Here is a 25,934-nt window from a genome sequence, read left to right on the forward strand (position 1 = left end):
CAAAGCAGCCCCAGCTATCTTGAGTCAAACCTTGAACTGGGCAACCATGCCATTCAGGTCCACCGCCAACCGCGACAGGTCCTGCGCCGCCGCACTGGTCTGGTTCGCTCCCGCCGACGTCTGCATTGCCAGGTCGCGGATATTCACCAGGTTGCGGTCCACCTCCCGCGCCACCTGCGCCTGTTCCTCAGAGGCGCTGGCGATCACCAGGTTGCGCTGGTTGATGGAAGCGATTGCTTCAGCAATCACCTCAAGCGCCTGGCCCGCGGCCTGGGCCACTTCCAACGTACCCGTGGCGCGCCCTTGGCTGCTGTGCATGGCCGTCACTGCACGCTCGGTACCGGTCTGAATGCCCACGATCATTTGCTCGATCTCCGCCGTGGACTGCTGAGTACGGTGAGCCAGGGCGCGCACCTCGTCGGCCACCACCGCAAAGCCACGGCCTGCCTCGCCGGCGCGGGCTGCCTCGATGGCGGCGTTGAGCGCCAACAGGTTGGTCTGGCCGGCGATCGCGCCGATCACATCGAGTACGCGGCTGATTTCGTTGGCGTTGTTGGCCAGTTGTTCGATCTCGGCCGAAGTGCCGGTGACGTCTTCGACCAGGTGCTGGATGGACGCCAGCGCCTGGTTGACCTGGTCGCGACCGTCGCGGGTGGTGCGGTCGGCGCCTTTGGAGGCGTCTGCGGTACTCACCGCGTTGTTCGCCACTTCTTCCACGGCGGCGGTCATCTGGTTGACGGCGGTGGCGGCCTGGTCGATCTCCGCACTTTGTTGGTGCAGGCCACGGCTGGTGTCTTCGGTGACGGTGTGCAGCTCTTCCGACGCTGAGGCCAGTTGATCGGACGATGCAGCGATCTTGCGCAGGGTGTCGCGCAGGCTCTCTTGCATGCGGCCCAAGGCGCGCAGCAGCAGGGCCGGCTCGTCGCGGCCGGTGACTTTGATGTCCTGGGTCAGGTCGCCGGTGGCCACGCGCTCGGCCACGGCCAGGGCATCGGCCAGGGGCACGACGATGCTGCGGGTGAGCGCAGTGGCGATGCCAGCCAATGCCAGCATGATTACCAGCAGGGCACCAATGATGGCGGTGAATGCCTCGTCAGCCACATCGCTGCTGCGCAGCGAAGCCGTTTCAGCACCTTTGCCGTTGTAGGCGATCAGCGCCGCCATGGCCTTCATCATGGTGTCGGCGTGCAGGGTCAGTGGGCCGTTGATCTGCTGCCTGGCCTGGTCGATGTGCCCGGCGGAAATGGCATCGACTACCTGTGTCTGCAGATCGAGGTATTGCTGGTGGGCGTCGTTGAAGGTGTTGAAAAGGGCGCGGTCGTCGGCGGCAATGATGGTGTCGTGGTAGTCCTTGAGGCCATCGGTGAGCTGCGCGTTGATGCCTTTGAGCAGGTCGAGGTTGCGTTCGCGTTCGCTGTCATTGTCGTCCAGCGCCGCTCGCAGCGTTACTGCGCGGGCCCGGCCAAGGTTACTGCTGATTTCACTGAGTGCGACCACGGCGGGCATCCAGGTGACCCGGATTTCGTCTGTGGCCTTGTCCATTTGCCGGGTCTCGTAGAGGGCGATCAGGCCCATGCCCAGCACCAGTGCGCCCAACAGGGCGAATACGCTGGCTGCGCGAATGCCGATCTTCATATTCCGTAACTGCATGGAATGCTCCTTGACGGTGGCGTGCAGGCGTCAAGAGCATGGACGCAAGGCCGGGTCACCGGGGGGGTGCCAGCTCTCGATGCGCTGCGGATTTAGTGTGTGTGCTTAACCCTCGGAATTGTTTTATTTAAATGATGGCATATCGACATCATTATTGACCAGTCATTCAATGTAACGACATGTGCGGACAAAACCGTCGTTTTTTGACGGGTTTGTCCGCTTTCAGTATCAAACGATCGCGATCATTGGGTCGGCAGCGGCCAGTGCCTGCGCACGGTCTGCGGCAGGTGGGTAGATCCACACCGAGTTGATCTGGCGTTTGAGGGCCTTGCCTTCTTGGCCGTGCAGCTTCAGCTCACGCTCCCAGCCCTCGCTGTAGGCCGCACCCCAATCACCCAGGTCAAGGCAGGTGACGTACTTGGGCTGGCGGTAGATGACCGGGTCCACACCCAGCAAATCGGCGGCGGCATTGTTGCCGGAGTGGCGGCCCATAGGGATGGCGTGCTGGCAGGTCATCAGGGCGTGGTTGCCCAGCTCGTCGACGGCGGCCCATGCGGTGTCGCCGGTGGCATAGATGTGCGCCTGGCCGATCACTTTCAGGTGGTCGTCGACTCGCAGACGGCCGGCACCGTCTCGTTCGCCAGCAACCTGTGCGGTCAAGGGGCTGGCCTTGACGCCTGCGGTCCAGATCACTGTGTTGCTGGCGATGTACTCGCCATTGCCCAGGGTCACGCCGCCGGCATCGACCGCCACCACTGACGTGCCGGTCAGCCACTCGACACCGGCCTGTGCAGAGGCGGCCTGAATCGAGGGCGTGATGCCGGCGCCCAGTGCGGCACCGACGCTGGCGCCACGGTCGACCACCAGCACACGCACCGCGCTGTCGTCACCGAGCAGGGCACGCAAGCGTGCTGGCATTTCGGTTGCCGTCTCGATCCCGGTGAACCCGCCACCACAGACCACGACCGTGTTGCGCGCCGGGGAGGCGGGCAGGGCGGCCAGCCCCAGCAGGTGCTGTTCAAGCCGTATGGCCGACTCCATCTGGTCGACATCGAAGCTGTGCTCGGCAAGGCCTGGTACGGCCGGGCGTGCCACGTGGCTGCCGGCGGCAAGGATGAGGCGGTCGTAGCCGATCTGCTGGGGCTGCCCTTGGGCATCGGTGTAGCTCACGCGGCGCCCGTCGGCGTCGATGCTGTCGGCGTTGCCAGAGATGAAATGCACCCCCACGGCCTCGAACAGCTCGCCCAACGGCGCCTTCATGCCATGCACATCGGCTTCGTAGAAGCGTGGGCGAATGCGTAGCTCGGGCTGCGGGGCGAGCACGCTGATACGGACGTCTTCACGTTGAGCCTGGTCCAGCAGGCGAGCAGCGCTCAGGGCGCTCCAGACACCGGCAAAGCCGGCACCGATGATCAGAATGTTGGATTTCATGCAGGTGCTCCGCAAAGGTCGTAGAGGGAAAAAGGTGGCTTCGATCACACGATAGGTGTCTCTCGAATAACTACGACTGTATTGATCGGAGTTTGTGTTTGCAAGTTTTTTCTTCGCGGCCATGGGGCAGCTCCCCGGTGGGCGCGTAGAAAGGTCTCTTCTGCGGTGGCTCGTGGGCGGTAGGGCCGCAAACCTTGATATCCCCACCCCCATCCGTTATAGATAAAAAAGAAACCATAAAGAAAAGAGGCCATTGCAGCCCCCATGTACGAGATCACACGTATCTTGCGCCCTTCAGGCCCCCATCTCGCACCCTGTGCCGATGGATACGGGCCCACCCCCACGACGCCCTCTGCGCTTTCGAGCCTGTTCCACGTGTTGTCGATTCCGCCCGTCAACATCCTGCTCCGACAGATGCGCAAACGCCCCGTCCCTCCACCTGCACCGTAACGCCTGAATTCCACCACCCCCGGCTTTCTGCCGTTCGGGGTTGGGAAGCCTTTGCATTTTTTTCAGCGTTCAACTGTTCAGGAATCACTATGACTCTTCGTGTAGCTATCATCGGCGCCGGCCCGTCCGGCCTTGCGCAACTGCGTGCGTTCCAGTCCGCCCATGCCCAGGGCGCTCCCATGCCCGAAATCGTCTGCTTCGAAAAGCAGGCCGACTGGGGCGGTATGTGGAACTACACCTGGCGCACTGGCCTCGACCAACATGGCGAGCCCGTGCACGGCAGCATGTACCGCTACCTGTGGTCCAACGGCCCCAAGGAATGCCTGGAATTCGCCGACTACAGTTTCGATGAACACTTTGGCCGGCCGATCTCCTCGTACCCGCCGCGCGAGGTGCTGTGGGACTACATTCAGGGCCGCGTGAAAAAGGCCGGGGTGCGCGACTACATCCGCTTCAATACCGCGGTCAAGCACGTCAGCTTCGATGACAACACCCGCGAGTTCACCGTCAGCGCCCACGACTACAGCGCGGGGCTTGGTATCGAGCAGGTATTCGACTATGTGGTGGTGGCCAGCGGGCACTTCTCCACCCCGCACGTGCCGGAGTTCGAAGGTTTCGAACGTTTCACCGGGCGTATCCTGCACGCCCACGATTTTCGCGAAGCGATGGAGTTCAATGGCCAGGACCTGCTCATTGTCGGCAGCAGCTACTCCGCCGAAGACATCGGCTCGCAGTGCTACAAGTACGGCGCGCGCTCGATCACCACGGCCTACCGCACGCAACCGATGGGCTACACATGGCCCAAGGGGTGGGAAGAGCGTCCGCAACTGGTGCGGGTCGAAAACGACCTGGCGTTCTTCGCCGATGGCTCGAGCAAGCGCGTGGATGCGATCATCCTGTGCACGGGCTATCAGCATCACTTCCCGTTCCTGCCGGATGAGCTAACCCTCAAGACCAACAACCGCCTGTGGCCTGCGGGGCTCTACCAAGGCGTGGTGTGGGAGCAAAACCCGCAGTTGATGTACCTGGGCATGCAGGACCTTTGGTACAGCTTCAACCTGTTCGACGCACAGGCATGGTTTGCACGCGACTACATGCTGGGGCGCATCAAGCTGCCGCCCAAGGCGGGCATGCAAGCCGACAGCGAGCGCTGGCGCGAGGAGGAGGAGCGCCTGCAAACCACGGCCTCGATGTATGAATTCCAAGGCCGCTACATCAAGCACCTGATCGAGCAGACCGATTACCCGCGCTTCGATATCGATGCGGTGAACCGCATCTTCCTGCAATGGAAGTGTGACAAGAAGCACGACATCATGGGGTACCGTGACAAATCGTACCGCTCGGTGATTACGGGCACGAAAGCGGTGCCCCACCATACCCGCTGGATGAAGGCGATGGACGACTCGCTGCAGGAGTACTTGCGCGAAACGGACGGCAACAAAGGTGTGGTGAAGGTGCTGCGCGTGTAGGGCCCCCACGCTGATTGCTTTGCGCTGCGGGCACCACGCGGGTATTATTTGCGACAAAGTTGGTCGGAGATTGATATGTCGCTTTACAGTGCAGGCGTCGAATACGGCATCCATTGCCTGCTGTACCTGGTGGATGAGCGCGGTGACACGCGTGAGTCCAGCGTGCGCGACCTCGCGGCGCTGCAAGGCGTACCTCAGGAATACCTGGCCAAGGTGTTCACCAAGCTGGCCCGCGCGGGCCTGGTGGCTGCCACCGAAGGTGTGCGCGGTGGTTTCCGCCTGGCGCGGCCGTCGGATGAGATCACCGTGCTGGATATTGTCACTGCCATCGACGGGCCGAAGAAGATCTTCGATTGCCGTGAGATTCGTGAGCGTTGCACGTTGTTCGACGGCTCACCTCCCGGTTGGGCGACAGAAGGCACCTGTGCGATTCATGCGGTGATGTTGAGTGCGCAGAAGCGTATGGAGGACGCACTGGCGCAGCAGACCATCCTCGACCTGGCGCGGCGCTTCGGGCGCAAGGCGCCTGCCGAGTTCGGTCAGCAGGTCAATGACTGGATGGGCGAGCGGCGGGATGGCAAGGGTGGCGGTGATATCCCGGTGAGTCAGGTCTAGGTCTACCTGCTCAGGCCTCTTCGCGGGCAAGCCCGCTCCCACAAGAATTGCACAGAACCTGAGGACAGTGCCGTCCCTGTGGGAGCGGGCTTGCCCGCGAAGAGGCCCGACCAGGCAAACGCAAATCAGCGCCCCTCATGCTGCCTGCGATACGCCCCCGGTTGCACCCCCACAGCTTTGGCAAACGCCCGGGTAAACGCGGCCACCGACTGATACCCCACCTGCGCGCCCACTTGTTCCACGGTGTTCCCCGCTTGCAGCAGCTGGGACGCATGGCGCATGCGCAACGCCAGCAGCACCTGCCCCGGTGACTGCCCGGCCAGTTCGTTGAAACGCTTGAAAAACGCCGACCGCGACAACCCCGTGCACGCTGCCATGCTTTCCAGTGTCCAGGCCAGCCCTGGCTGTTCGATCAGTTGCACCAGCAATTCGGCAAACGCCGGCTGCCGGGCCAGGGCCACCAGCCCGCCGAGGGCCTGCCCGGCATGCACCTGCTGGCGCAAAACGTACAGGAAGAGCAAGTGCGTGAGCCGCTCCAGCAAGGGCTGCGACGGTGCCGGCAGGCGCTCGCATTCTTCCAGGATCAGCCCGAACAGCGCCCGCGCCGCCTGCCCGGCGGGCTCGTCGGCGCGCAGCAGAATCCAGTCGGCCAGGCCCTCCACGATCAGTGACGAAAGCCCCGGGCGAAAGTGAAAGAACCCGCACACCAGCCCCACGCCATCGCCGGCATTGCCATCCAGTGGCTGCATGGCCTGGCGCGGTTGGGCGCAGGCGCTCACGGGGTTCTCGCCACTGGACAACCGGTAAGCCAAATCGCGCAGCAGGAACACCGCGTCACCGGCCTCCAGCCGCACCGGCTCGGCATTGCCATCGATGTGTAGCCAGCAATGGCCCTGCACCACCAGGTGGAAACTGGCCCGGCCCATGCCTTGGGTGCTGGCATGCCAGCCGCCGCAATAACGGCCGACATGAAACAGGCTGGCATCGAGCTCCAGGCCTTCTAATAACCAATCGACAAGGTGGCTGGACGAAATCATCTAATGCAAAGACTCAGGAGCAAGGAAAGGCGACTGATGAATATGGAGGGTATTTCTTATAACCAACAGACTGTAAGGACACCCACCACAGGAGACCCCTCCATGTCCTCGCGCATTACTTTACACACTCTGCAGAGCGCCCCGGAAGCGGCCCGTCCATTCCTTGAGAATGCCCAGAAGAACTCCGGCTTCATCCCCAACCTGCTCGGCGTACTGGCCAATGCTCCAGCCGCCCTGGAAACCTACGTGACCGTGTCGGCGCTCAACGGCAAGTCCGAGCTGACCCTGGCCGAGCGAGAAGTGGTGCAACTGATTGCCGCGACCCAGCATGGCTGCGACTTCTGCGTCGCCGGCCACACCGCTGTTGCCCTGAACAAGGCCAAGCTACCGCAGACAGTGGTCGATGCGCTGCGGGCCCGCGGTGAACTGCCCGATGCCCGTTACGAGACCCTGGCCGCGTTCGCCCGCGAAGTGATTGCCACCCGTGGCAACGTCAGCGAGGCCACCTACCAGGCATTTCGTGAGGCCGGCTTCAGCGAGGGCAACGCCCTGGAAGTGATTCTTGGCGTGAGCCTCGCAACCCTGTGCAACTTTGCTAATGTTTTCGCCCAGACGCCGCTCAACGACGAACTGAGCAAGTACCGCTGGCAGCCTTCTGCGTAATCCGCGTGTGGTGCCGGCCCCGCCGGCGTTTTCAAAGGAGTACAGACATGCATGATTGTGCATTTCGGCAATGGCTGGACGCCAACGCCGAGGCCATTGACCAGGGCCTGTGCGAACCGCACCTGGTCCTGGCGCAGATCGCCGAGGCGCAGGTGCTGCGCATCGGCGTCGATCCGGCCCAGGGTGGCACGGGCGGGCAGGTGACCGATGCGGTCGAAGCCATCGCCGCCATTGCCAGCCGTTCGTTGGCCGCGGCGTTCGTCTGCTGGGGCCAGCGCGCCTTCATCGAATACCTGCTGCAAAGCCCCAACCAGACGCTGCGCGAGCGCTTGTTGCCGAGCCTGCTGACAGGCGAGCTGGCAGGCGCGACCGGGCTATCCAACGCCATGAAGTTTCTCTCGGGCATCGAGAGCCTGCAGGTGCGTGGGCGCGAGAGCCGCGCGGGGTGGAGCCTGGAGGGCCGCTTGCATTGGGTGACCAATCTGCGCAAGAGCGGTTTCGTGGTGGCCGCGGCCATCGAGTGCGATGCCGAGGGCGCGCCGTTCGTGTTGGCCATTCCGTCTGATGCGCAAGGGCTGGAGCGCTCGGACGATCTGCAGTTGATGGGGCTGCAATCGAGCAATACCGCCGCGCTGGCGTTTCACCAGGTCGAGCTGGGCCGCGAGTGGTTGTTGCATGAGAATGCCCGTGAGTTCCTGCCCAAGGTGCGTCCGGCCTTCCTGGCGCTGCAATGCGGCATGGCCATTGGTTTGGCCCGTCGCGCGTTGGACGAAGTGGCGGAGCACCTGCAAGGCCGTGGCGCGTTCCTCGAAGAGGCTCGCCAGGTGCTCAAAGCGCGCCTGGAAAACACCGTGAGTGAACTCAAGCAGGGCTTGCTCGACGAGCGCTTCCAGCAGCAACCGGCAGCGCTGTTCAAACTGCGTATCACCCTTGCCGAAAGTGCTGCCGACGCCGTGCAGTTGGAGCTGCAGGCCAGTGGCGGCAAGGCCTATCTGAGCGAGTATGGCCAAGGTTTCGCCCGCCGTTGGCGCGAGTCGGCGTTTGTGCCGATCGTCACGCCAAGCCTGGTGCAATTGCGTGCCGAGCTGCAACGCCAGGCGGGCGCCGCATGAGTGAGGTCTTGCTCGAAGCGCGCGCCATCAGCCTGGGCTACCCCCGTGAGGGCGGCTGGCAAGAGGTACTGGCGCAGTTCGACCTGCAGTTGGCACCGGGCGAGGTGGTGACCATCCTTGGCCCCAGCGGTGTCGGCAAGTCCAGCCTGTTGCGGGTGCTGGCGGGTTTGCAGGCGCCGCGTGGCGGTAGCGTGACGCTGCGCGGTGAGCCGCTGCAAGGGCCGCATCCGCGCCTGGCGGTGGCCTTTCAGGACCCCAGCCTGTTGCCTTGGTTGAGCCTGGAAAAGAACGTCGCCTTCGGCCTGGACTTCGCCCGGCAGCCCAAATTGGCCGCCAGCGAGCGACGCGCGCGCATCGACCATGCCATTACTGCGGTGGGCCTGGCCCATGCGCGCAATCACTACCCGGCGCAACTGTCCGGCGGCATGGCCCAACGCACCGCGCTGGCGCGCTGCCTGGCGCGCCAGCCTGAAGTGCTGTTGCTCGACGAGCCGTTTGGCGCCCTCGACGAGGTGACCCGGGCCGACATGCAGCAACTGCTGCTGCAACTGATCGCCGCCCACAATACCGCAGCGGTGCTGATCACCCACGATATCGACGAAGCCCTGCTGCTGTCCGACCGGGTCCTGCTACTGGGCAACCACCCAGCGCACATCCTCGGCCAGTGGCGTATCGACCTGCCGCAACCGCGCACGCAACGGGTCGAGGAGCTGGGCGCGTTGCGCATCGAGATTGTCAAAACCCTTCGGCGGGCAAGCCGCACAGTCGAACCTTCCCCAACCCCCTTGCCCTCGGAGGCTGTCCATGTGCATGGATGACTGCTGTTCCGCTTCTTCGCGCCGTGACTTCCTCAAGCTTGGCGCCATGCTCACTGCGGCCGGTGCGTTGCCGCTGCTGTCGAGCCTGCAGGCCCGCGCGGCGTCCGAGCCGGACGCGCCGGTGCGCATCGGCTATCTGCCGATCACCGACGCCACGCCGTTGCTGGTGGCGCACAACAATGGCCTGTTCGAGGCCGAAGGTATCAAGGCCGAGCGCCCGGTGCTGCTGCGCAGTTGGGCGCAGGTGATCGAGGCGTTCATTTCGGGCCAGGTCAACGTCATCCACTTGCTCTCGCCAATGACCGTGTGGGCACGCTACGCCAGCAAGGTGCCGGCCAAGGTCGTGGCCTGGAACCATGTCGGCGGTTCGGGCTTGACCGTGGCGCCGGACATCACCGACATGAAGCAATTGGGCGGCAAGACAGTGGCCATCCCGTTCTGGTATTCGATCCACAACGTGGTGCTTCAACAGATGCTCAACGACAACGGCCTTACCCCGGTGTCGAAGCCTGCCAATGGGCAGCTTGCGGCCAACGAGGTCAACCTGCTGGTGCTGCCACCGTCCGACATGCCGCCGGCGTTGGCCAGCAAGCGTATCGCCGGCTATATCGTCGCCGAGCCTTTCAACGCCTTGGCCGAGAACCTCAAGGTTGGTCGCGTGCAGCGGTTTACGGGCGATGTGTGGCGCAACCACGCCTGCTGCGTGGTGTTCATGCACGAGCACGACCTCAACAACCGCCCCGAGTGGTCGCAGAAGGTGGTCAACGCCATCGTCAAGGCTCAGCAGTGGACGCGCGACCACCGCGCCGAAGCCGCCGCGCTGCTGTCCAAGGCCGGCCCCAACAAGTACACCCCGCACGAACCTGCGGTGCTGAGCAAAGTCCTGGCCCCGGCTGCCGAGGACCGCGCCGGCTATATCGCCAGTGGCGCGATCCAGCATCAGCAGTGGGACGAAAAGCGTATCGATTTCCAGCCATACCCGTTCCCCAGTTATACCGAGGAACTGATCAAGCGCCTGCAGCGCACCCTGATCGAGGGCGACAGTGGTTTTCTGGCTGGCCTGGACCCGGCGCACACCGCCCGCGACCTGGTCGACGACCGCTTTGTGCGCAACGCCATCGCCGCCGTTGGCGGGCCGTCAGTGTTCGGCATTGCCGACAGCTTCGAGCGTAGCGAGGAGTTCGCGGTCTGATGCGCAAGCATGTCATTCATACCGGCCTGGGCTTGCTCGGGCTGTTGGGGTTGCTGCTGGTGTGGTGGGCAGGCGTGGCGCTGTTTGGCGAGGCCGATGGCCTGTCGGCACGTTTCTCGCCCGAGGCCACCCTGGCCAGCCTGGTCGAGTTGCTGGGGCAGGGCGAGGTGTACGGCCACGTATGGGTCAGCCTCAAACGTATCCTGATCGGGCTGTTGCTGGCGCTGTTGATCGGCGTACCCCTCGGCTTGCTGGTGGGCAGCTACCGGCACCTGGAGGCGGCGACCACGCCGGCATTCCAGTTTTTGCGGATGATCTCGCCGCTGTCATGGATGCCGGTCGTGGTGATGCTGATGGGCGTGGGCGACCAGCCGATCTATTTCCTCCTGGCGTTTGCCGCGCTGTGGCCGATTCTACTCAACACTGCGGCAGGCGTGCGCCAGCTCGACCCGCGTTGGTTGCAACTGAGCCGCAGCTTGAGTGCCACCCGCAGGGAGACCTTGTGCAAGGTGATCGTGCCGGGGGTGATTGGCCATGTGCTGACGGGCGTGCGCCTGGCCATCGGCATCCTCTGGATCGTGCTGGTGCCGTGCGAGATGCTGGGGGTGAGTGCGGGGTTGGGGTATTTCATCCTCGACACCCGTGACCGGCTGGCGTATTCGGAACTGATGGCGATGGTGCTGCTGATCGGGGTGTTGGGGTTCATGCTCGATGCCCTGGCGCGCGGTTTGCATCGGCGTTGGGTGCATGGCTGAGCGGCCAGTGCTGCTGTTTCACGGGCTAGCACCACCGGTACTGCACAAGACCTGAGGCAGTACCGGTGGGAGCGGGCTTGCCCGCGAAGAGGCTGCTGGATCAGTGCACGGTCTTGCGCTGCCGTACACATTCCTGCGCCTGTATCGCCAGTTCGTCCAGCCGCTCGTCGCGCATCTGCTCGGCCTCGATCATCGCGTCCTCGCCCTGCTGGTTGAGCAGGTAGGTATGGATCTGGTGCACTTCGGTGGTCTGGTAGATCGGCCCGATATCCAGCCGGCCAATCAACGCGCCGCTGGCCTGCCCGGTGCTGCTCATCAGCACCTGTGGCCCATTGGCCGCCACCACCTGCATGCCCATCGCTTCAAACCACGGCACCTGGCCGGCAAAGGTGTTCAATTCGACGCAGGCATGGCGCGCCTGCAGGTCGCCTAACAAGGCGCGGGCGATCCCTTGGCGGCGGTGGCTGGCGCGCACCGCGAGAAAGGCCAGCGCGCAGGTGTGCTGATCGTCATCGGCCGGCAACGCCAGGGCGAAGCCGAGCAACTGGTCAGGGGCATCGGCATCCAGCGCCAAGGTCAGCGTCACCGACAGGCCGCGCGTACCGTCCATGGCCTGCAGGTACTGATGCACCTCCATGCCGACGCCGTACTGGTACAGCGGATACAGCGGGTTGTCGGCCAGAATGGCGACGCTGCTCAACTCGCCGACGTGGTTGATCACCAGCTCACGGATCTGGTTTTGGAAAGACTCGGGCGGCACGCTGTCGAGGCGGCTCAGGATGAACATCGGGGGGTGGGCTCCGGCGGGTAGGGATACAACCCGCACCTTGCTGACGCGGGACGTACAGTCTAACCGGTTTTGCCGAATCAGCCTTGCGCCTGTAGCGCAGCAAGCATCAGGTCGAGGTTTTGCACCGCCGCCCCGGAGGCGCCTTTGCCAAGGTTGTCGAAGACGGCGGTCAGCAGCACCTGGCCATGCTCCGGGTTGGCGTACAGCGCCAGGCGCAGGTCGTTGCTGTCGTTCAAGGCCTCGGGGTCGAGCGCAGCGGCCGGGCCGTGCTGGTGCAAGGGCATCAGTTGCACGTGGCGTGCCCCTTGGTAGTGCTGTTGCAGGCAGGCGTGCAGTTGCTCGGCGCTGACCTGGCCGGGCAGCAGGCGCAACTGCAGCGGGATGCTGAGGACGATGCCCTGGCGATAGGCGCCGTAACCGGGCATGAACACCGGCCGTGCCGACAGCCCGGCGTGCTGCTGAATCTCCGGTACATGCTTGTGTGCCAGCTCCAGGCCATACAACTGCAGGGTCGGGGTTTTCTCGGCAGTCGGCTGCTCATGGCGTTCGACTGCAGCGCGGCCGCCGCCGGAGTACCCCGAGATGGCATGAATGCTCAGTGGGTAATCCGCCGGCAGCAGCCCGGCGCTGATCAGCGGGCGCAGCAGGGCAATCGCGCCGGTTGGGTAGCAGCCGGGGTTGCTGACGCGTTTGCTGTGGGCGATACGCGCGGCTTGCTGCTCGTCCAGCTCCGGCAGGCCATAGACCCAGCCTGGGCTGGTGCGGTGGGCGGAGCTGGCATCGATGACCCGTACCTGCGGGTTGTGGATCGCTGCTACGGCCTCGCGTGCGGCGTCATCGGGCAGGCAGAGCACGGCGATGTCGGCGCTGTTGATCGCTTCGGCGCGGCGTTGCGGGTTTTTCCGCTCGGCCTCGGGCAGGGTCAGCAGGCGCAAGTCGTTACGCCCGTGCAGGCGGGCGTGAATCTGCAGGCCAGTGGTGCCTTGGTCACCGTCGATGAAGACAACAGGGGTGTGCATGGTCAGGGTCCGGTCAGGGGAGGGTGGCCTATGCTCGCCTGCGGCTGGACTAAAGGAAATTTGAATATCATGATGCTGATATTCATTATTTCTGAAGCTTGTCATGCGCGAAATCAGCCTCGATCGCCTCCGCACGCTGGTCGAAATCACCGACCTGGGCTCCTTTGCCGAGGCCGCCCGCCGTCTGAACCTGGCCCCGCCCACCATCAGCCTGCATGTGGCCGAACTGGAGGCGCGGGTTGGCGCGCCCTTGCTCACCCGCAACCGTGGGCAGGTTCGCCCCACGGCCATCGGTGAAACCCTGTTGGCCCGAGCCCGGCGCCTGCTGGCCGACGCCGATCTGGCCCTGGATGAGGTGCGCCGTCAGGTCGAGGGCCTGACCGGCCGCGTACGCCTGGGCGCCTCGACCGGCGCCATCGCCCATTTGCTGCCCAAGGCACTGGAGCACTTGCGTGTGGCGCATCCGGGGATCGACGTGCAGGTGCAGGTGCTGACCTCCCAGGCTTCGCTGGCGCGGTTGCGCGAGGGGGCGCTGGACATTGGCCTGGTGGCCTTGCCGCAAGTCGCGGGCAAAGGGCTCAAGATCACACCGTGGCGACGGGACCCAATATTGGCCTACGTGCCGGCCGACTGGCAGCCACCGGCCAAGGTCACGCCGGCATGGCTGGCGCAGCGGGCGCTGATTCTCAATGACAGCAGCACGCAGTTGTCGCGGGTGACGGGGGAATGGTTCGCCGCAGCGGGGTTGTTCCCCGAACCACGCATCGAGCTGAACTACAACGATGCGATCAAGAGCCTGGTTGGGGCCGGCTACGGCGCGACGTTGCTGCCGCAGGAGGGCGACGCGCCCGAGCTGGACCCACGCATGGCCCGCCGGCCGTTGCGTCCGGGGTTGTGGCGGCAACTGGGGGTCGCCTGCCGCGAAGGGCAGGCCGAGCGTGCCACGGCGTATGTGCTGGCGGCTCTGGAACGGTTGTTGTAGAGGCGTGCAGGCTATCTGTGCTCGCGCCTGCGCCGCGCAGTCACCGTCTCGCCCCCGACCCCCCAGTTATCGGTCGGCACCTCCTCGATCACCACGAAGGTACTGGCCGGCGGCTTGCCCAGTACCTGCTCCAGCATCCGGGTAGTGCCCTCGATCAGCTGGCGTTTGTGTTCGGCGGTCACCCCTTCGTCGGTCACGCGGATATGTACGTAAGGCATGGTGTCTTGCTCCTCTTTTCAGTGCCAGGTGCCAGCGGTGCTACCGCCATCCACGGGCAGAATCACACCGCTGACGAAGCGCGCGTCGGTCAGGTAGAGCACCGCGTCCACTACATCCTGGGGGGTACCGGTTCGGCCGCTTGGGGACAGCGCGCCCAACCCCTGGGCATTGCCGCCGTGCAAGGGGGTGTCGATGATCCCGGGGGCCACTGCGTTGACCTGTACGCCGCTGGCTGCCAACTCCAGCGCCAGGCCTTTGACCGCCTGGTTCAGGCCGCCTTTGACCAGCACCGGCAGCAACGCCGGCACGCGGGTGTCTGGCTGCAGCGCGATGGAGGCTGTGATGGCGATGATATGCCCGTGCCCTTGTTCGGCCATGATCCGCGCCGCCGCTTGAGCGGGGTAGAAGAAGCCTTTGAGGTTGGTGCCGACCAGTGTCTCTACGTCTGCTTCGGTGTACTCGGTAAACGGCTTGGGAATGAAGACCCCAGCGTTGTTGATCAGAATGTCCACCCCACCAAATGCCTGCAAGGCGGCGGCAAACAGCCGTTTCGCGGTGTCGGCTTCGGCAATGTCGCCCACCACGCCGATGAAGCGCTGTGGGTTGCCGAGGCGGGCGGCCGCTTGTGCCAGGCGAGGCTCACTTCGGGCGTTGCCGACTACGTTGTCGCCACGCTCGAGAAAGGCCTCGGCGAGGGCGAAGCCCAGGCCGCTGGAAGCCCCGGTAATAATGACGGTTCTTGGGCTGCTCATGTACGTGATCTCCAGTAAGCGAGCCGGTGGCTCGGTGTGCAGCCACTGTAGGCCGCACTCAGCACTTGAAAAATGAGGCATAAGGCATTTCAATCGATACATCATGTAATTAATCGAGCTGCCATGACCCGCCATTTCGATGATCTGCAATTGGGCAGTCTGGAACTGTTCTGCCTAGCCGCCGACAGCGGCAGTTTTACCGCGGCCGCTACCGAGGCGGGGGTCACACCGGCGGCTGTGAGCCGCAGCGTGGCGCGTCTTGAAGAGCGGTTGGGTGTGCGATTGTTTGTGCGTACCACCCGGCAGATGCGCCTGTCCGAGGCCGGTCAGGCCTATTACCAGCAATGCCGGCAAGCGCTGGGGCAACTGGTCGAAGCCGAGCGCCAGGTGGCGGGTGGGCAGGTCGAGCCGAGCGGGCGCCTGCGCATCAGCGCACCCACGCCGTATGCCCATCATCGGTTGTTGCCGTTGCTGCCGCGTTTTCGCGAGCGCTACCCGAAGGTGCAGGTGGATGTGCATGTCAGCAACCGCAACGTCGATTTTGCCGACGAGCACTACGACCTTGCCATCCGCGGCCGTGAACCAGCCGATTCGCGCCTGGTGGCTCGCCGCCTGGAGGATGCCGAGCTGGTGGTGGTGGCTACGCCGGCGTACCTGGCCCAGGCCGGCACGCCGCAAGCCCCGGAAGACTTGCAGTACCACGAGTGCATCCAGTTCGAACTCCCCAGCAGTGGCCGCCGCCCACCATGGAGTTTTCATCAGGAAGGCCGCCTGGTGGAAATCGAAACGCTGGGCGGGCTCACCTGCCTGGGCGACTTTCTTGCCACTACCACGCTGGTGCGCCACGGTGGCGGGTTGATGCAGGCCTATCGCTTTACCGTGCAGGACGCATTGGCCAGTGGCGAATTGGTAGAAGTGCTGGGCGCGTTCGGCGGTACTTCGCGGCCGTTCATGCTGATCTACCCCCAGGCACGGCACATGCCGTTGCGGGTACGGGTGTTCATTGACTATCTGTTTGAAGCCAGCTTACCGCTGGGCTGAAGCAGGTCGTTGCGGGGCTATCAGGATCTATTCTTTTTGCTGCATCGAGCCGGTGTTTTCTCGATGCCCATTCCGATTTCCCAGGAGACTGCTCCATGAGATCAATGACACTGCTGATAATCGCCTCTGTGCTGAGCTTTGTTGTCCATGCAGACCCTGCCAGTAACTGTGCTGCCAAGATCAGCGAGTTGGAAGACATCCACAAGACCGATGGCCAGGCGCTGCATGGCGGCATGGCGCATGACTACAAGGTGTTGCTGGAACAGGCCAAGAAAGCTCAGCAAGACGGTGACATGACAACGTGCCAGGCTTCGGCTGACCGTGCCAAGACCATCTACAACAAGGCGCGTGGTAAATAGGCTGGGGGTGTGATGGCTACCGGGCGCATGCCTGTGTTTTTTTAGCGCCTGTGAGACCGAGCGGCGCTCGGTCTCACAGGCGCTAAAAAACCAAAGGCATGCACCGCACATGCATCCCCGATCAGAACCAGCGGTCGTTCTTCTTCCGCCCACGCGTCAGCGCCGGCAATATCAACCCCACCAGCAGACCCGCGCCAGCAATACTGCCGCCGTACACCATGTAGCGCATCATCACCTGTTTGTTCTCATCCCCAAGGCGGGCCTGGGTATCGCGCAGGGTCGACTGGCTCTGGTCGAGCTGTTCGTTCAGCGCCTGGTTGCGTGCTTGCAGTTCGTCGATCAGTTGCTTGCGCGAATCCAGTGTTTCCTGCATGCCCTGCACACGGCTTTTCCAGCTGTCATCGATGCTCTTGAGCTGCCCGGACAGGTCCGCTACCTGGGCATCGAGCTGCGGCAGGCGTTCGCCCTGGCCCGGCACTGCCTGCAAGTCGCTGCTCAGGATCCACACCAGGTCGCCATTCTGCCCACGCACCTGGCTGTAGTTGCCCTGGCTGGTGACCAGGGTCAGTTTCTGCCCGGACTTGAGGGTGCCGACGATTCGATGGCCATCGGTCGGGCCGCTGCGCACGTAGGTGCTCAGGCTGTCGCTGACCCAGCGCGCATCGCTGGCGGGCTCTTCGGCATGCACAGGGGCGGCGAGGGCCACCAAGGCTGCGATCAGGCCGCCGCGCAGGGCTGGGAGGACGGAGAATGTGGGGCGGGAATCGGGCATGTTGAGTCTTCGCTGAAACAGGACAAAAGTAGGCCCGCTGACTGGGCCGGTGAACCGGTCGGTGAGTTGACCGTCAGCGAAAGACCGTTTTTATGTCAGCAGGTTCACTACCTGACGTCGGAAATGTCTGCAGGATGTTGCAAAGACAGAGCGCCTTGAAGGTGTGCACAGGGCTCCCGGTGGCGGGGCCGTGAACTAGACTAAAAGGTCCTCACTCATTCATGGAGCAATGCCATGACTGCCAAGAACACGATCTGCCTCTGGTACGACAATGACGCCGAGGAGGCGGCCAACTTCTACGCCAGCATCTTCCCCGACAGCAAGGTAGTGGCGGTGCACAACGCCCCCAGCGACTATCCGTCGGGCAAGGAAGGCGATGTGATTACCGTCGAATTCACGGTCATGGGCATCCCCTGTGTTGGGCTCAACGGGGGTAAGGCGTTCACTCATAGCGAAGCCTTCTCGTTTCAGGTCAGTACCGAGGACCAGGCCGAGACTGACCGGCTATGGGATGCCATCGTCAGCCATGGCGGCGAGGCTAGCGTCTGTGGCTGGTGCAAGGACAAATGGGGGCTGTCGTGGCAAATCTGCCCACGTATTCTGATCGAAGCCATCGCCAATCCCGACCGGGCTGCCGCCAAGCGGGCGTTCGAGGCCATGATGGAAATGGGCAAGATCGATGTCGCCAAGATCGAGGCGGCATTGAAGGGGTGACCCGCTTACCCGCTAGGAGCAGCACAAGGCTGCTCCTAGCGTCCATGTACCCTGGCAAGCTCAGGGCTTCGGCATACCATAAATTGACGCTTGCGTTCTATTCCATGCCGTTCGCCAGGGCTACAGTTCAGCCAGTCCTTCACAAAAGCCCGATGCCCCGAGGCTTTACCCGCGTGCCCGGCACCGTGGGCTCAACCATAAGATCATCACAGTCCTGATTCGCTCATTGCTATTTGAGCACCCTGCCAATCGCAGGTCTGCAGCTGTTTCCGCCCATGGAAAGGATGCCGATCATTTATTGGTCATAACAAAAAGAAAGAGGGTCGTATGAGCCATGCCGATGAGATTCTTTCGGTAAACAACATCTTCAAAGTGTTCGGCCCCAACCCGAACATGGCCATGGAGATGCTCCGCAAGGGCGCCGATAAGAACGAAATCTTCAGCAAGACCGGCCACGTCGTCGGCGTGTTCGATGCAAGCTTTTCCGTCAAACGTGGCGAGATTTTCGTCATCATGGGCCTGTCGGGCTCGGGCAAATCGACCATGGTGCGGCTGTTCAACCGCCTGATCGAGCCCACCTCCGGCAGCATCCACCTCAACGGCCGCGAAATCACCGGCCTGTCCGATAAAGCCCTGCTCGATGTGCGCCGCAAGGAAATGGGCATGGTGTTCCAGTCCTTTGCCCTGATGCCGCACATGAGCGTGCTGCAGAACACCGCCTTCGGCCTGGAAATCGCCGGTGTCGCCGAGGCCGAGCGCCATAGCCGTGCCCGCGAGGCGCTGAGCCAGGTTGGCCTGGCCGGCCACGAGCACAGCTACCCGCACCAGCTGTCCGGTGGCATGCAGCAGCGCGTGGGCCTGGCCCGGGCGCTGGCCAACGACCCGACCATCCTGTTGATGGACGAAGCCTTCTCGGCCCTCGACCCGCTGATCCGCAACGAAATGCAGGGCGAACTGATGCGCCTGCAGGCCGAACAGCAGCGCACCATCATTTTCATTTCCCACGACATCGAGGAAGCCATCCGCATCGGCCATCGCATCGCGATCATGGAGGGCGGCCGGGTGGTGCAGATCGGCACCCCGCAAGAGCTGATCAACCAGCCGGCCAACGATTACGTGCGCGCGTTCTTCAAGACCTTCAACAGCCGCTGCCAGTGTTCCAGCCTGGCCACCAGCGCGCCCTTGCAGTCCCTGAGCCGCCACTGAACCCACGCGAGGTTTGCCCCATGTCCGAATTCAGTCTGCTTGACCCGTTCCAGGCGGCCACCATCCCCCTGGGCGACTGGGTCACCGCGACGCTCAACTTCCTCGTGCATAACTTCCGCGAGGTGTTTCGCGCCATCCGCTGGCCGATCGACCAGGTGCTCAACGGCATCGAGTTCACCCTGCAGAGCATTCCACCGACCATCGGCATCCTGCTGTCTTCGTTGCTCGGCTGGCAGCTGGCGGGCAAGCGCATGGCAGTGCTGTGCTTCGTCACCCTGACCCTGCTGGGCTTGATCGGCGTGTGGTCGGAGTCGATGACCACCCTGGCGCTGGTGCTCACCTCGGTGTTCTTCTGCGCGGTGATCGGCATCCCGCTGGGCATCGTCTGCGCCCGCAGCAACCGCCTGGAAAGCATCATCCGCCCGGTGCTCGACGCGATGCAGACGCTGCCAGCGTTCGTCTACCTGGTGCCGGTGGTGATGCTGTTCGGCATCGGCAACGTGCCGGGCGTGCTGGTGACCATCGTGTTTGCCCTGCCGCCGCTGGTGCGCCTGACCAACCTGGGGATCCGCCAGGTGCCGGAAGACAAGATCGAAGCGGCGCGCGCCTTTGGCTGCACGCCGCGGCAGATGCTGACCCGTGTGCAACTGCCGCTGGCCACCTCGACCATCATGGCCGGGCTCAACCAGACGCTGATGCTGTCGCTGTCGATGGTGGTGATCGCCTCGATGATCTCGGTGGGTGGCCTGGGCCAGATGGTGCTGCGCGGCATCGGCCGGCTGGACATGGGCCTGGCCACGGTCGGCGGGGTGGGGCTGGTGCTGCTGGCGATCTTCCTCGACCGCCTGACCCAGGCCATGGGCGCGCGCACCAGCGCCGACCCGAGCCTGCGCTGGTACCACACTGGGCCCGTGGGCGTGGTACTGCGCCTGTTTGGCGCGGCGCAGCCACAAGGGCGGCGCAAGGCTGCCTGAGCCGCTGCGTTCTATCTGCCGCAACCCTAGACAACAACCCGAAAAGGTACGCGAAGATGTGCAAGTCCCCGTTCGCCCGTCGTTTGCTTCAGTCCACCTGCGCCCTGGCGCTTAGCGTAACGTGCCTGGGTGCCAGTGCATCCACCGACAAGCCGGGGGAGGGGGTGAAGATAACCCCGTCGTTCCCATCGGTCGATGAAGAGCGTTTCCGTGGCGAAATCGCTATGCAGGGCCTGCGAGAGTTGGGCTACAACGTGCAAAAGCCCAAGGAGACCGAATACGCCACGATGATACTGGCGGTCGGCTACGGCGATGCCGACTTCAGCGTCAACCTGTGGGACAAACTGCACGCCAGCTTCTACGAGAAGGCCGGTGGCGACCAGAACATGGTCAAGGCTGGCGACATCATGCCCGGCGTGCTGCAAGGCTACTTGATCGACAAGAAGACCGCCGATCAATACCACATCAAATACATCACCGACCTGAAAAAGCCCGAGCTTGCCAAGCTGTTCGACACCGATGGCGATGGCAAGGCCGACCTCACCGGTTGCAACCCCGGCTGGGGCTGCGAACTGGTCATTGCCCACCACATGAAGGCCTACGACCTGGACGACAGCGTGCACGTCAACCAAGGGTCTTACTTCGCCTTGATGGCCGACACCATCACCCGCTTCAAGGAAGGTAAACCCGTGCTCTATTACACCTGGGTACCCCAGTGGGTGGCCGGGGTGATGGTGGAGGAGCGCGACGTGGTGTGGCTGCAGGTGCCCCAGACGGACCTGCCGGGCGGTAACAACAGCGTCGATACCACGTTCGACGGCAAGAACCTGGGCTTTGCGGTGGACAAGGTGGAGGCGGTGCTCAACCGTGAGTTTGCCGAGAAGAACCCGGCGGCGCTGAAGTTCTTGTCGCAGGTGCAGATCAGCGCGGCGGACGAGAGTGCGCAGAACCTCAAGATGCAAAACGGCGAGAAGAACCTGAGCGACATCCAGCGCCACGCCCAGCAATGGATTGCGGCGCACCGCCAGCAGTTCGATCAGTGGTTGCAGGCGGCGCGGGCAACAGCGGTGCAAGCCAGCAACTAGCGGCGGCCCCTTGCTGATGGGTGATTCTTCCAACAACAAAACCAAGGAAGCCCTCCAACCATGATGACTTCGCCGTTCTCGATCCCCGCCCAGTCCCGTCGTATCGACCCTTCCCGCCAGCGCGCCGCTTTACTGAAGGCCGACGGCTCGGTCGATGACAACGACCGCAGCGAAATCGGCCCGACCCCGCTGGCCTTCGCCGAGTGGGCCGCGCTTGGCCTTCAGGTGCCGCAGTTGGCGACGCTGCGTGAGTACCGCTTGCAACGCATCCGTGAGCAGCTCGTGGCCCGTGACCTCGGCGGCATTCTGCTGTTCGACCCGTTGAACATCCGCTACGCCACCGACAGCACCAACATGCAGCTGTGGACCACCCACAACCCCGCCCGTGCCTGCTTCGTCGCCGCCAGCGGCCATGTGGTGCTGTGGGATTTTCACGGCTGCGACCACCTCTCGGCACACCTGCCGCTGGTGAGCGAGCTGCGCAGTGGCGCCTCGTTCTTCTATTTTGAAACGGGCGAGCGTACCGACGAACACGCCCGGCGGTTCTGTGCCCAGGTCGATGAACTGCTGCGCACCCACGCCGGCAGCAACCGCCGCCTGGCCGTGGACCGTATCGAGGTGGCTGGCCTGCGAGCCCTGGATGCCCTGGGCGTGCAGGTGCACAACGGTCAGGAGGTGACCGAGTTCGCCCGGCTAATCAAGGGCCCCGACGAGATCCTGGCCATGCGCTGCGCCGTCGCCTCCTGTGAAGCGGCTATCGCCGAAATGCGCCAGGCCATGCGCGCTGGCGCAACTGAGAACGATGTCTGGGCCGCGTTGCACAGCGGCAATATCCGCCGTGGTGGCGAGTGGATCGAAACCCGCATCTTAAGCTCCGGCCCGCGCACCAACCCGTGGTACCAGGAGTCCGGCCCACGGGTGCTGAGCGACGGCGACCTGCTGTCGTTCGATACCGACCTCATCGGCGTGTACGGCTTTTGCGTCGACATGTCGCGCAGCTGGATCTGCGGCGGCTTGGAGCCCACCGCCGAGCAGAAGCGGCTGTACCGCATCGCCCACGAACACATCCATGTCAACGCCGACATGGTCAAGCCTGGCGTGCACTTCTCCGCGCTCACCCGTAATGGCCATCGCCTGCCGGAAAGCTGCCGTGCCCAGCGTTATGGGGTGATGTTCCATGGGGTGGGGCTGTGCGACGAGTACCCCTGCATTCGTTACCCAGAGGACTTCGAAGCCTACGGCTATGAAGGCGAACTGCAGCCGGGCATGGCGCTGTGTGTGGAGGCCTATGTGGGGGAGGTGGGGGGGCGCGACGGGATAAAACTGGAGAACCAGTTGCTGGTGACAGAGACGGGTTACGAACTGCTGACCCATTACCCGTTCGAGGACAGTTTTCTGGGCAGGTAGCTGAAGAGAAAAGGGACCGCTTGGCGGTCCCTTTCCTTTGCGCAGTGGGGCTTATCCGTTCAACTCTGCGTCGGCCTGGGGTTGAGTTTGCTTGGTTGCAGATTTCTTTTCCTGCACCACGATGTAGAACTCTTCGCCGTGCTTCACCGCGCCATACAGCACGGCCTTCTCGATCAGCTCGGTGCCACGCAAATGGCGCAGCATCATCGGGTCCTTGCGCAGGTCGCGGTACAGCGCCAGGCACAGCAGCACCATCACCACGACAAAGGGCAACGCCACCACGATCGTCAGGTTCTGCAGCCCCGTAAGCGCCTCGCCGGGGTTGCGTGGGTCGCCGATGGCCAACATGATCGCTGCCACCGTGCCAGTCAGCGCCCCCCAGAAAATCACGGTACGCCGTGAGGGTGTCGTGGTGCCGTGTTCCGACAGGGTGCCCATGACCAGCGAGGCAGCATCGGCGCCGGAGACGAAGAAGATGCCCACCAGAATCATCACCAGTACCGAGGTCAACGAGGCCAGCGGGTAACTGTCCAGCAACTGATAAAGCGCGTGGTTGCTGTTGACGGCACCATCGACCAACGCAAAGCTGCCCTCGCGCAGGGCATCAATCGCGGCACCGCCGAAGACAGTGAACCACACCAGGCTGACCAGGCTCGGTACCAGCAGCACACCGGTGACGAACTGGCGAATGGTGCGGCCGCGGCTGATGCGGGCAATGAACATGCCGACGAAGGGCGTCCAGGAAATCCACCAGGCCCAGTAGAACACCGTCCAGCCGGCCAGCCAGCTGTTCATCTGCTCACCGCCGCTGGCGTTGGTGCGTGCCATCATCTCTGGCAGCAGCTTGATATAGATACCGATCGACGTGGGCAGCAGGTTGAGCATCAGCAGCGTCGGGCCGACCAGGAAGACGAAAATCGCCAGCACCAGCGCCAGCACCATGTTGGTGTTGGACAGCCACTGAATGCCCTTGCCGATCCCGGAGACCGCAGAGGTGACGAAGGCGATGGTCAGCAGGGTGATGATCGAGATGTAGAACAGTTTGCCGGGGCTCTCGATCCAGCCGTTGTATTCCAGGCCACCTGCGATCTGCAGGGCGCCCAGGCCGAGCGAGGCGGCAGAGCCAAACAAGGTGGCGAAAATCGCCATCATGTCGATCACGCGGCCAACGGGGCCGTTGGCGTGCTTGCCGATCAGGGGCCGGAAGGCCGCAGAAATCAGCTGAGAACGGCCGCGACGGAACGTGCCGTATGCAATCACCAGGCCGACGATGGCGTACATCGCCCAGGGGTGCAGGGTCCAGTGGAACAGCGTAGTGGCCATGGCCACCTGCATCGCCTCGCTCGATTGCCCGGTCGTTGTCCCGGGAGGCGGCGACACGTAGTGCGACAAAGGTTCGGCTACACCGAAGAACATCAGGCCGATGCCCATGCCGGCGCTGAACATCATGGCCACCCAGGAAACCGTGCGAAATTCTGGCGCTTCGCCATCACGCCCCAGTGGGATCCTGCCGTAGCGGCTGGCCGCTAGCCAGAGCACGAAGATGACGAATACGGTGGAGGTGAGTACGAAGAACCAGCCAAAGTTGAGAATGACCCAGGACTGTGCCGAGGAAGCGCTGGCGGCAAGGCTGGCCTGGCTGATGAAGCCCCAGATGACGAAGGCAATGGCCAGGATGCTGGTGATGCCGAAGACGATCCAGTCGATCTTGCCCTCCAAATGCCGATCCTGACGGGCTTCGGCGGTTTTGGAGGGGTCCGTCACGCCAAGGTCGAGCGTTTCGGTGATGTGTTCCTTTGCCATGAATGGTGATGCCCCTTTGTGGCTTACCTGCTCGCGCAGGCTTGTTGTTGTGGGCTGCCGGGTCGATGAGGGTCTCGGCGGGGAGTCTTGCCGGGCGATTATCCTGCGTGGGTAACACTGCCTCCTGTCCCGATTGCGCCGTGGGGCATCCCTTGAACGACCTGTTTAATACTTTTAGTTCCGGGGGCGATGGCCCTATTTGTCGCGCGTTCTGGTAACCTGATGAGCATTAACCTGGCCTGCATTCCCGAGCACCGTAGAAGCGGCGTTGCCTGCGGGCCTGGCCTTACCAGGAAACGGAGATTCGTCAATGGCCACTGACCGTGTGAGCCTGATTCATTTCGATAAATTGAGCATGAGCCCTGCTGCTGCCGATCGGTTCCAGACTGCCCTCGATGCGCTGGAAACACTCAAGCTGCAGGACCGGTACGTGTACCTCGTTGCTCCTTATCTGGGTGATATCGCCGACGCCTCCGACCGCCAGCAACTGGCCACGGCCATGGAGCAGGGCATCCGCGTTGTGCATGACCTGCTGGCAGCCAAGTCGATCACCAAGGTGAAGTCCGAAGAGCTGTGCAAAGTCTTTGAAAACGCCGCCGAACGTGTGCGCGCTGAAATGCCGGCCTGAAGGTGCAATGGCCAAGGACATAGATAACCCCTGCGTTTCGCTCTGCCAGCTCAACAGCGAGCTGTGCGTGAGCTGTGGCCGGACCCGTGAAGAAATCCGCAAATGGCGTGGCATGAAGCGCCCGGAGAAGATGGCCACCGTGCAGCGCGCGGCCACGCGGATGAAGGCCATCGTCAAGAAGAGCGCGAAGCGGCAGAATACCGGCTGACCTTTGCCTGTTGTTTTAACCTGCGTTCTGCGAACCTTTATCGAGTCTGAAAAATGGATGCTAACTCGCTTCTTGCCTTTACCCTGGTCGCCGCGATAGCCATCGCCAGCCCCGGCCCTGCAACGCTGATGGCAATCAACAACAGCCTGGCCCATGGGCAACGCAGCGCCGTCTGGTCTTCCCTGGGCAACGGCTCGGGGCTGTTCTGCCTGTCGGCGGCGGCCATGCTCGGGCTGGGCGCCTTGCTGGCAAGCTCGGAAGTACTCTTCAACGCAGTCAAGATCATTGGTGCCGGTTACCTGTTCTACCTTGGCGCACGGCAGTTGCTGAAAAAAAGCCCGATGCTGGAAGAGGGGGCTGACACAGGTGTTGCCAAGGAACGCCCAACACCGCTCAAGCTTTACAAATCGGCATTCCTGACCGCGGTGACCAACCCCAAGGCGACCATGTTCTTCACGGCGCTGTTCCCGCAGTTCATCGACCAGGGGGCGGCGTTGCTGCCGCAGTTCCTGATCCTTACCGGGATCTTCGTCGCCTTGTCGCTCGTTTCACTGAGCCTGTATGCCGCGCTGGCCTCGCGGGCCAAGGGCGTGTTGACCCGGCCCGGGCTTTCGCGCTGGGTAAGCCGGGTGGTGGGGACGACCTTCATCGGCTTTGGTGCGGCCATTCTGACGATACGTCGGCAAACGGCTTAATGCGTTCGGGGCTTGCTGACGGCGCGGCCGTGGCCCCAGCAAGCCCCCTCGAACGATGAAACCCCTGGCGGCTGGCCATTCATGGTCC

The 25,934-nt window shown here is 63.4% G+C and carries 27 protein-coding genes; 18 read left to right on the forward strand and 9 right to left on the reverse strand.

Features of this window, described 5'->3' with window-relative positions:
* Positions 1 to 24: 24 nt before the first annotated feature.
* Positions 25 to 1,650: a methyl-accepting chemotaxis protein gene (locus ACSSU5_RS21860; protein WP_264313655.1), complete on the reverse strand. Its 1,626-nt coding sequence runs from the start codon at positions 1,648 to 1,650 to the stop codon at positions 25 to 27.
* A gap of 228 nt (positions 1,651 to 1,878) precedes the next feature.
* Complete coding sequence (locus ACSSU5_RS21865; protein ID WP_264313654.1) at positions 1,879 to 3,081, reverse strand: NAD(P)/FAD-dependent oxidoreductase; 1,203 nt, start codon at positions 3,079 to 3,081, stop codon at positions 1,879 to 1,881.
* A 539-nt stretch (positions 3,082 to 3,620) separates the two neighbouring features.
* Between ACSSU5_RS21865 and ACSSU5_RS21870 the strand changes: the two genes are divergently transcribed.
* Complete coding sequence (locus ACSSU5_RS21870) at positions 3,621 to 5,000, forward strand: trimethylamine monooxygenase (protein WP_492559797.1); 1,380 nt, start codon at positions 3,621 to 3,623, stop codon at positions 4,998 to 5,000.
* A 75-nt stretch (positions 5,001 to 5,075) separates the two neighbouring features.
* Positions 5,076 to 5,615 carry an RrF2 family transcriptional regulator gene (locus tag ACSSU5_RS21875; RefSeq protein ID WP_264313652.1) on the forward strand — a complete coding sequence of 180 codons (540 nt, stop codon included), beginning with the start codon at positions 5,076 to 5,078 and terminating at the stop codon, positions 5,613 to 5,615.
* A 125-nt stretch (positions 5,616 to 5,740) separates the two neighbouring features.
* On the opposite strand, the gene ACSSU5_RS21880 is transcribed toward ACSSU5_RS21875, so the two are convergent.
* Positions 5,741 to 6,652 (reverse strand): AraC family transcriptional regulator, encoded by a 912-nt coding sequence (locus ACSSU5_RS21880; RefSeq protein ID WP_492559798.1) that lies wholly within the window; start codon positions 6,650 to 6,652, stop codon positions 5,741 to 5,743.
* A 102-nt stretch (positions 6,653 to 6,754) separates the two neighbouring features.
* Here ACSSU5_RS21880 and ACSSU5_RS21885 point away from each other — a divergent pair, with 102 nt between their 5' ends.
* The 5 genes from ACSSU5_RS21885 to ACSSU5_RS21905 are packed head-to-tail and all read left to right on the forward strand — an operon-like array spanning position 6,755 to position 11,192.
* Complete coding sequence (locus tag ACSSU5_RS21885; RefSeq protein WP_492559799.1) at positions 6,755 to 7,315, forward strand: carboxymuconolactone decarboxylase family protein; 561 nt, start codon at positions 6,755 to 6,757, stop codon at positions 7,313 to 7,315.
* A gap of 47 nt (positions 7,316 to 7,362) precedes the next feature.
* Complete coding sequence (locus tag ACSSU5_RS21890; protein ID WP_264313650.1) at positions 7,363 to 8,427, forward strand: acyl-CoA dehydrogenase family protein; 1,065 nt, start codon at positions 7,363 to 7,365, stop codon at positions 8,425 to 8,427.
* Positions 8,424 to 9,245 carry an ABC transporter ATP-binding protein gene (locus ACSSU5_RS21895; protein ID WP_264313649.1) on the forward strand — a complete coding sequence of 274 codons (822 nt, stop codon included), beginning with the start codon at positions 8,424 to 8,426 and terminating at the stop codon, positions 9,243 to 9,245. The genes ACSSU5_RS21890 and ACSSU5_RS21895 overlap by 4 nt, the downstream gene beginning before the upstream one ends.
* On the forward strand, positions 9,232 to 10,437 hold the full coding sequence (locus ACSSU5_RS21900; protein ID WP_492559800.1) for an ABC transporter substrate-binding protein: 1,206 nt from the start codon (positions 9,232 to 9,234) through the stop codon (positions 10,435 to 10,437). Before ACSSU5_RS21895 ends, ACSSU5_RS21900 begins: the two co-directional genes overlap by 14 nt.
* Complete coding sequence (locus ACSSU5_RS21905) at positions 10,437 to 11,192, forward strand: ABC transporter permease (protein WP_492559801.1); 756 nt, start codon at positions 10,437 to 10,439, stop codon at positions 11,190 to 11,192. The genes ACSSU5_RS21900 and ACSSU5_RS21905 overlap by 1 nt, the downstream gene beginning before the upstream one ends.
* A gap of 100 nt (positions 11,193 to 11,292) precedes the next feature.
* Here the strand turns inward: ACSSU5_RS21905 and ACSSU5_RS21910 are convergent, their stop codons facing one another.
* Positions 11,293 to 11,979: a GNAT family N-acetyltransferase gene (locus ACSSU5_RS21910; RefSeq protein WP_264313646.1), complete on the reverse strand. Its 687-nt coding sequence runs from the start codon at positions 11,977 to 11,979 to the stop codon at positions 11,293 to 11,295.
* Between the two features lie 80 nt (positions 11,980 to 12,059).
* A complete protein-coding gene (argC, locus tag ACSSU5_RS21915) occupies positions 12,060 to 13,001 on the reverse strand; it encodes an N-acetyl-gamma-glutamyl-phosphate reductase (protein ID WP_264313645.1) in 942 nt (313 codons plus the stop codon).
* A 103-nt stretch (positions 13,002 to 13,104) separates the two neighbouring features.
* Here argC and ACSSU5_RS21920 point away from each other — a divergent pair, with 103 nt between their 5' ends.
* Positions 13,105 to 13,983 carry a LysR family transcriptional regulator gene (locus ACSSU5_RS21920; protein WP_492559802.1) on the forward strand — a complete coding sequence of 293 codons (879 nt, stop codon included), beginning with the start codon at positions 13,105 to 13,107 and terminating at the stop codon, positions 13,981 to 13,983.
* 11 nt (positions 13,984 to 13,994) lie between these two features.
* On the opposite strand, the gene ACSSU5_RS21925 is transcribed toward ACSSU5_RS21920, so the two are convergent.
* Positions 13,995 to 14,201, reverse strand: coding sequence for a tautomerase family protein (locus ACSSU5_RS21925; protein WP_264313643.1), 207 nt, complete (start codon positions 14,199 to 14,201; stop codon positions 13,995 to 13,997).
* An 18-nt stretch (positions 14,202 to 14,219) separates the two neighbouring features.
* Positions 14,220 to 14,954 (reverse strand): SDR family NAD(P)-dependent oxidoreductase, encoded by a 735-nt coding sequence (locus ACSSU5_RS21930; RefSeq protein ID WP_492559803.1) that lies wholly within the window; start codon positions 14,952 to 14,954, stop codon positions 14,220 to 14,222.
* Between the two features lie 123 nt (positions 14,955 to 15,077).
* On the opposite strand from ACSSU5_RS21930, the gene ACSSU5_RS21935 reads away from it, so the two are divergent.
* Complete coding sequence (locus tag ACSSU5_RS21935) at positions 15,078 to 15,995, forward strand: LysR family transcriptional regulator (protein WP_492559804.1); 918 nt, start codon at positions 15,078 to 15,080, stop codon at positions 15,993 to 15,995.
* Positions 15,996 to 16,090: 95 nt separating this feature from the next.
* Entirely contained in the window at positions 16,091 to 16,354 is a 264-nt protein-coding gene (locus ACSSU5_RS21940) for a PA2433 domain-containing protein (RefSeq protein ID WP_264313640.1), read from the forward strand.
* A gap of 121 nt (positions 16,355 to 16,475) precedes the next feature.
* On the opposite strand, the gene ACSSU5_RS21945 is transcribed toward ACSSU5_RS21940, so the two are convergent.
* Entirely contained in the window at positions 16,476 to 17,126 is a 651-nt protein-coding gene (locus ACSSU5_RS21945) for a TIGR04211 family SH3 domain-containing protein (protein WP_492559805.1), read from the reverse strand.
* Positions 17,127 to 17,360: 234 nt separating this feature from the next.
* On the opposite strand from ACSSU5_RS21945, the gene ACSSU5_RS21950 reads away from it, so the two are divergent.
* The 5 genes from ACSSU5_RS21950 to dddP all read left to right on the forward strand — a co-directional run bounded on the left by ACSSU5_RS21950 (position 17,361) and on the right by dddP (position 22,512).
* Positions 17,361 to 17,840: a VOC family protein gene (locus ACSSU5_RS21950; protein ID WP_264313638.1), complete on the forward strand. Its 480-nt coding sequence runs from the start codon at positions 17,361 to 17,363 to the stop codon at positions 17,838 to 17,840.
* A 327-nt stretch (positions 17,841 to 18,167) separates the two neighbouring features.
* Positions 18,168 to 19,046 carry a quaternary amine ABC transporter ATP-binding protein gene (locus ACSSU5_RS21955; protein ID WP_492559806.1) on the forward strand — a complete coding sequence of 293 codons (879 nt, stop codon included), beginning with the start codon at positions 18,168 to 18,170 and terminating at the stop codon, positions 19,044 to 19,046.
* A 20-nt stretch (positions 19,047 to 19,066) separates the two neighbouring features.
* A complete protein-coding gene (gene proW / locus ACSSU5_RS21960; RefSeq protein WP_492559807.1) occupies positions 19,067 to 20,020 on the forward strand; it encodes a glycine betaine/L-proline ABC transporter permease ProW in 954 nt (317 codons plus the stop codon).
* A gap of 56 nt (positions 20,021 to 20,076) precedes the next feature.
* On the forward strand, positions 20,077 to 21,105 hold the full coding sequence (gene proX / locus ACSSU5_RS21965; protein WP_492559808.1) for a glycine betaine/L-proline ABC transporter substrate-binding protein ProX: 1,029 nt from the start codon (positions 20,077 to 20,079) through the stop codon (positions 21,103 to 21,105).
* A gap of 60 nt (positions 21,106 to 21,165) precedes the next feature.
* Positions 21,166 to 22,512 carry a dimethylsulfonioproprionate lyase DddP gene (gene dddP, locus ACSSU5_RS21970; protein WP_492559809.1) on the forward strand — a complete coding sequence of 449 codons (1,347 nt, stop codon included), beginning with the start codon at positions 21,166 to 21,168 and terminating at the stop codon, positions 22,510 to 22,512.
* Between the two features lie 51 nt (positions 22,513 to 22,563).
* Here dddP and ACSSU5_RS21975 read toward each other — a convergent pair whose 3' ends face one another.
* A complete protein-coding gene (locus tag ACSSU5_RS21975; protein WP_264313634.1) occupies positions 22,564 to 24,315 on the reverse strand; it encodes a BCCT family transporter in 1,752 nt (583 codons plus the stop codon).
* Positions 24,316 to 24,625: 310 nt separating this feature from the next.
* Here ACSSU5_RS21975 and ACSSU5_RS21980 point away from each other — a divergent pair, with 310 nt between their 5' ends.
* The 3 genes from ACSSU5_RS21980 to ACSSU5_RS21990 are packed head-to-tail and all read left to right on the forward strand — an operon-like array spanning position 24,626 to position 25,846.
* Entirely contained in the window at positions 24,626 to 24,943 is a 318-nt protein-coding gene (locus tag ACSSU5_RS21980) for a hypothetical protein (RefSeq protein WP_264313633.1), read from the forward strand.
* Between the two features lie 7 nt (positions 24,944 to 24,950).
* Positions 24,951 to 25,151 (forward strand): DUF1289 domain-containing protein, encoded by a 201-nt coding sequence (locus ACSSU5_RS21985; RefSeq protein WP_264313632.1) that lies wholly within the window; start codon positions 24,951 to 24,953, stop codon positions 25,149 to 25,151.
* A 53-nt stretch (positions 25,152 to 25,204) separates the two neighbouring features.
* Complete coding sequence (locus ACSSU5_RS21990) at positions 25,205 to 25,846, forward strand: LysE family translocator (protein WP_264313631.1); 642 nt, start codon at positions 25,205 to 25,207, stop codon at positions 25,844 to 25,846.
* Positions 25,847 to 25,934: the final 88 nt, after the last annotated feature.

The organism is Pseudomonas sp. E1MeOHC2 (genome assembly GCF_058745025.1).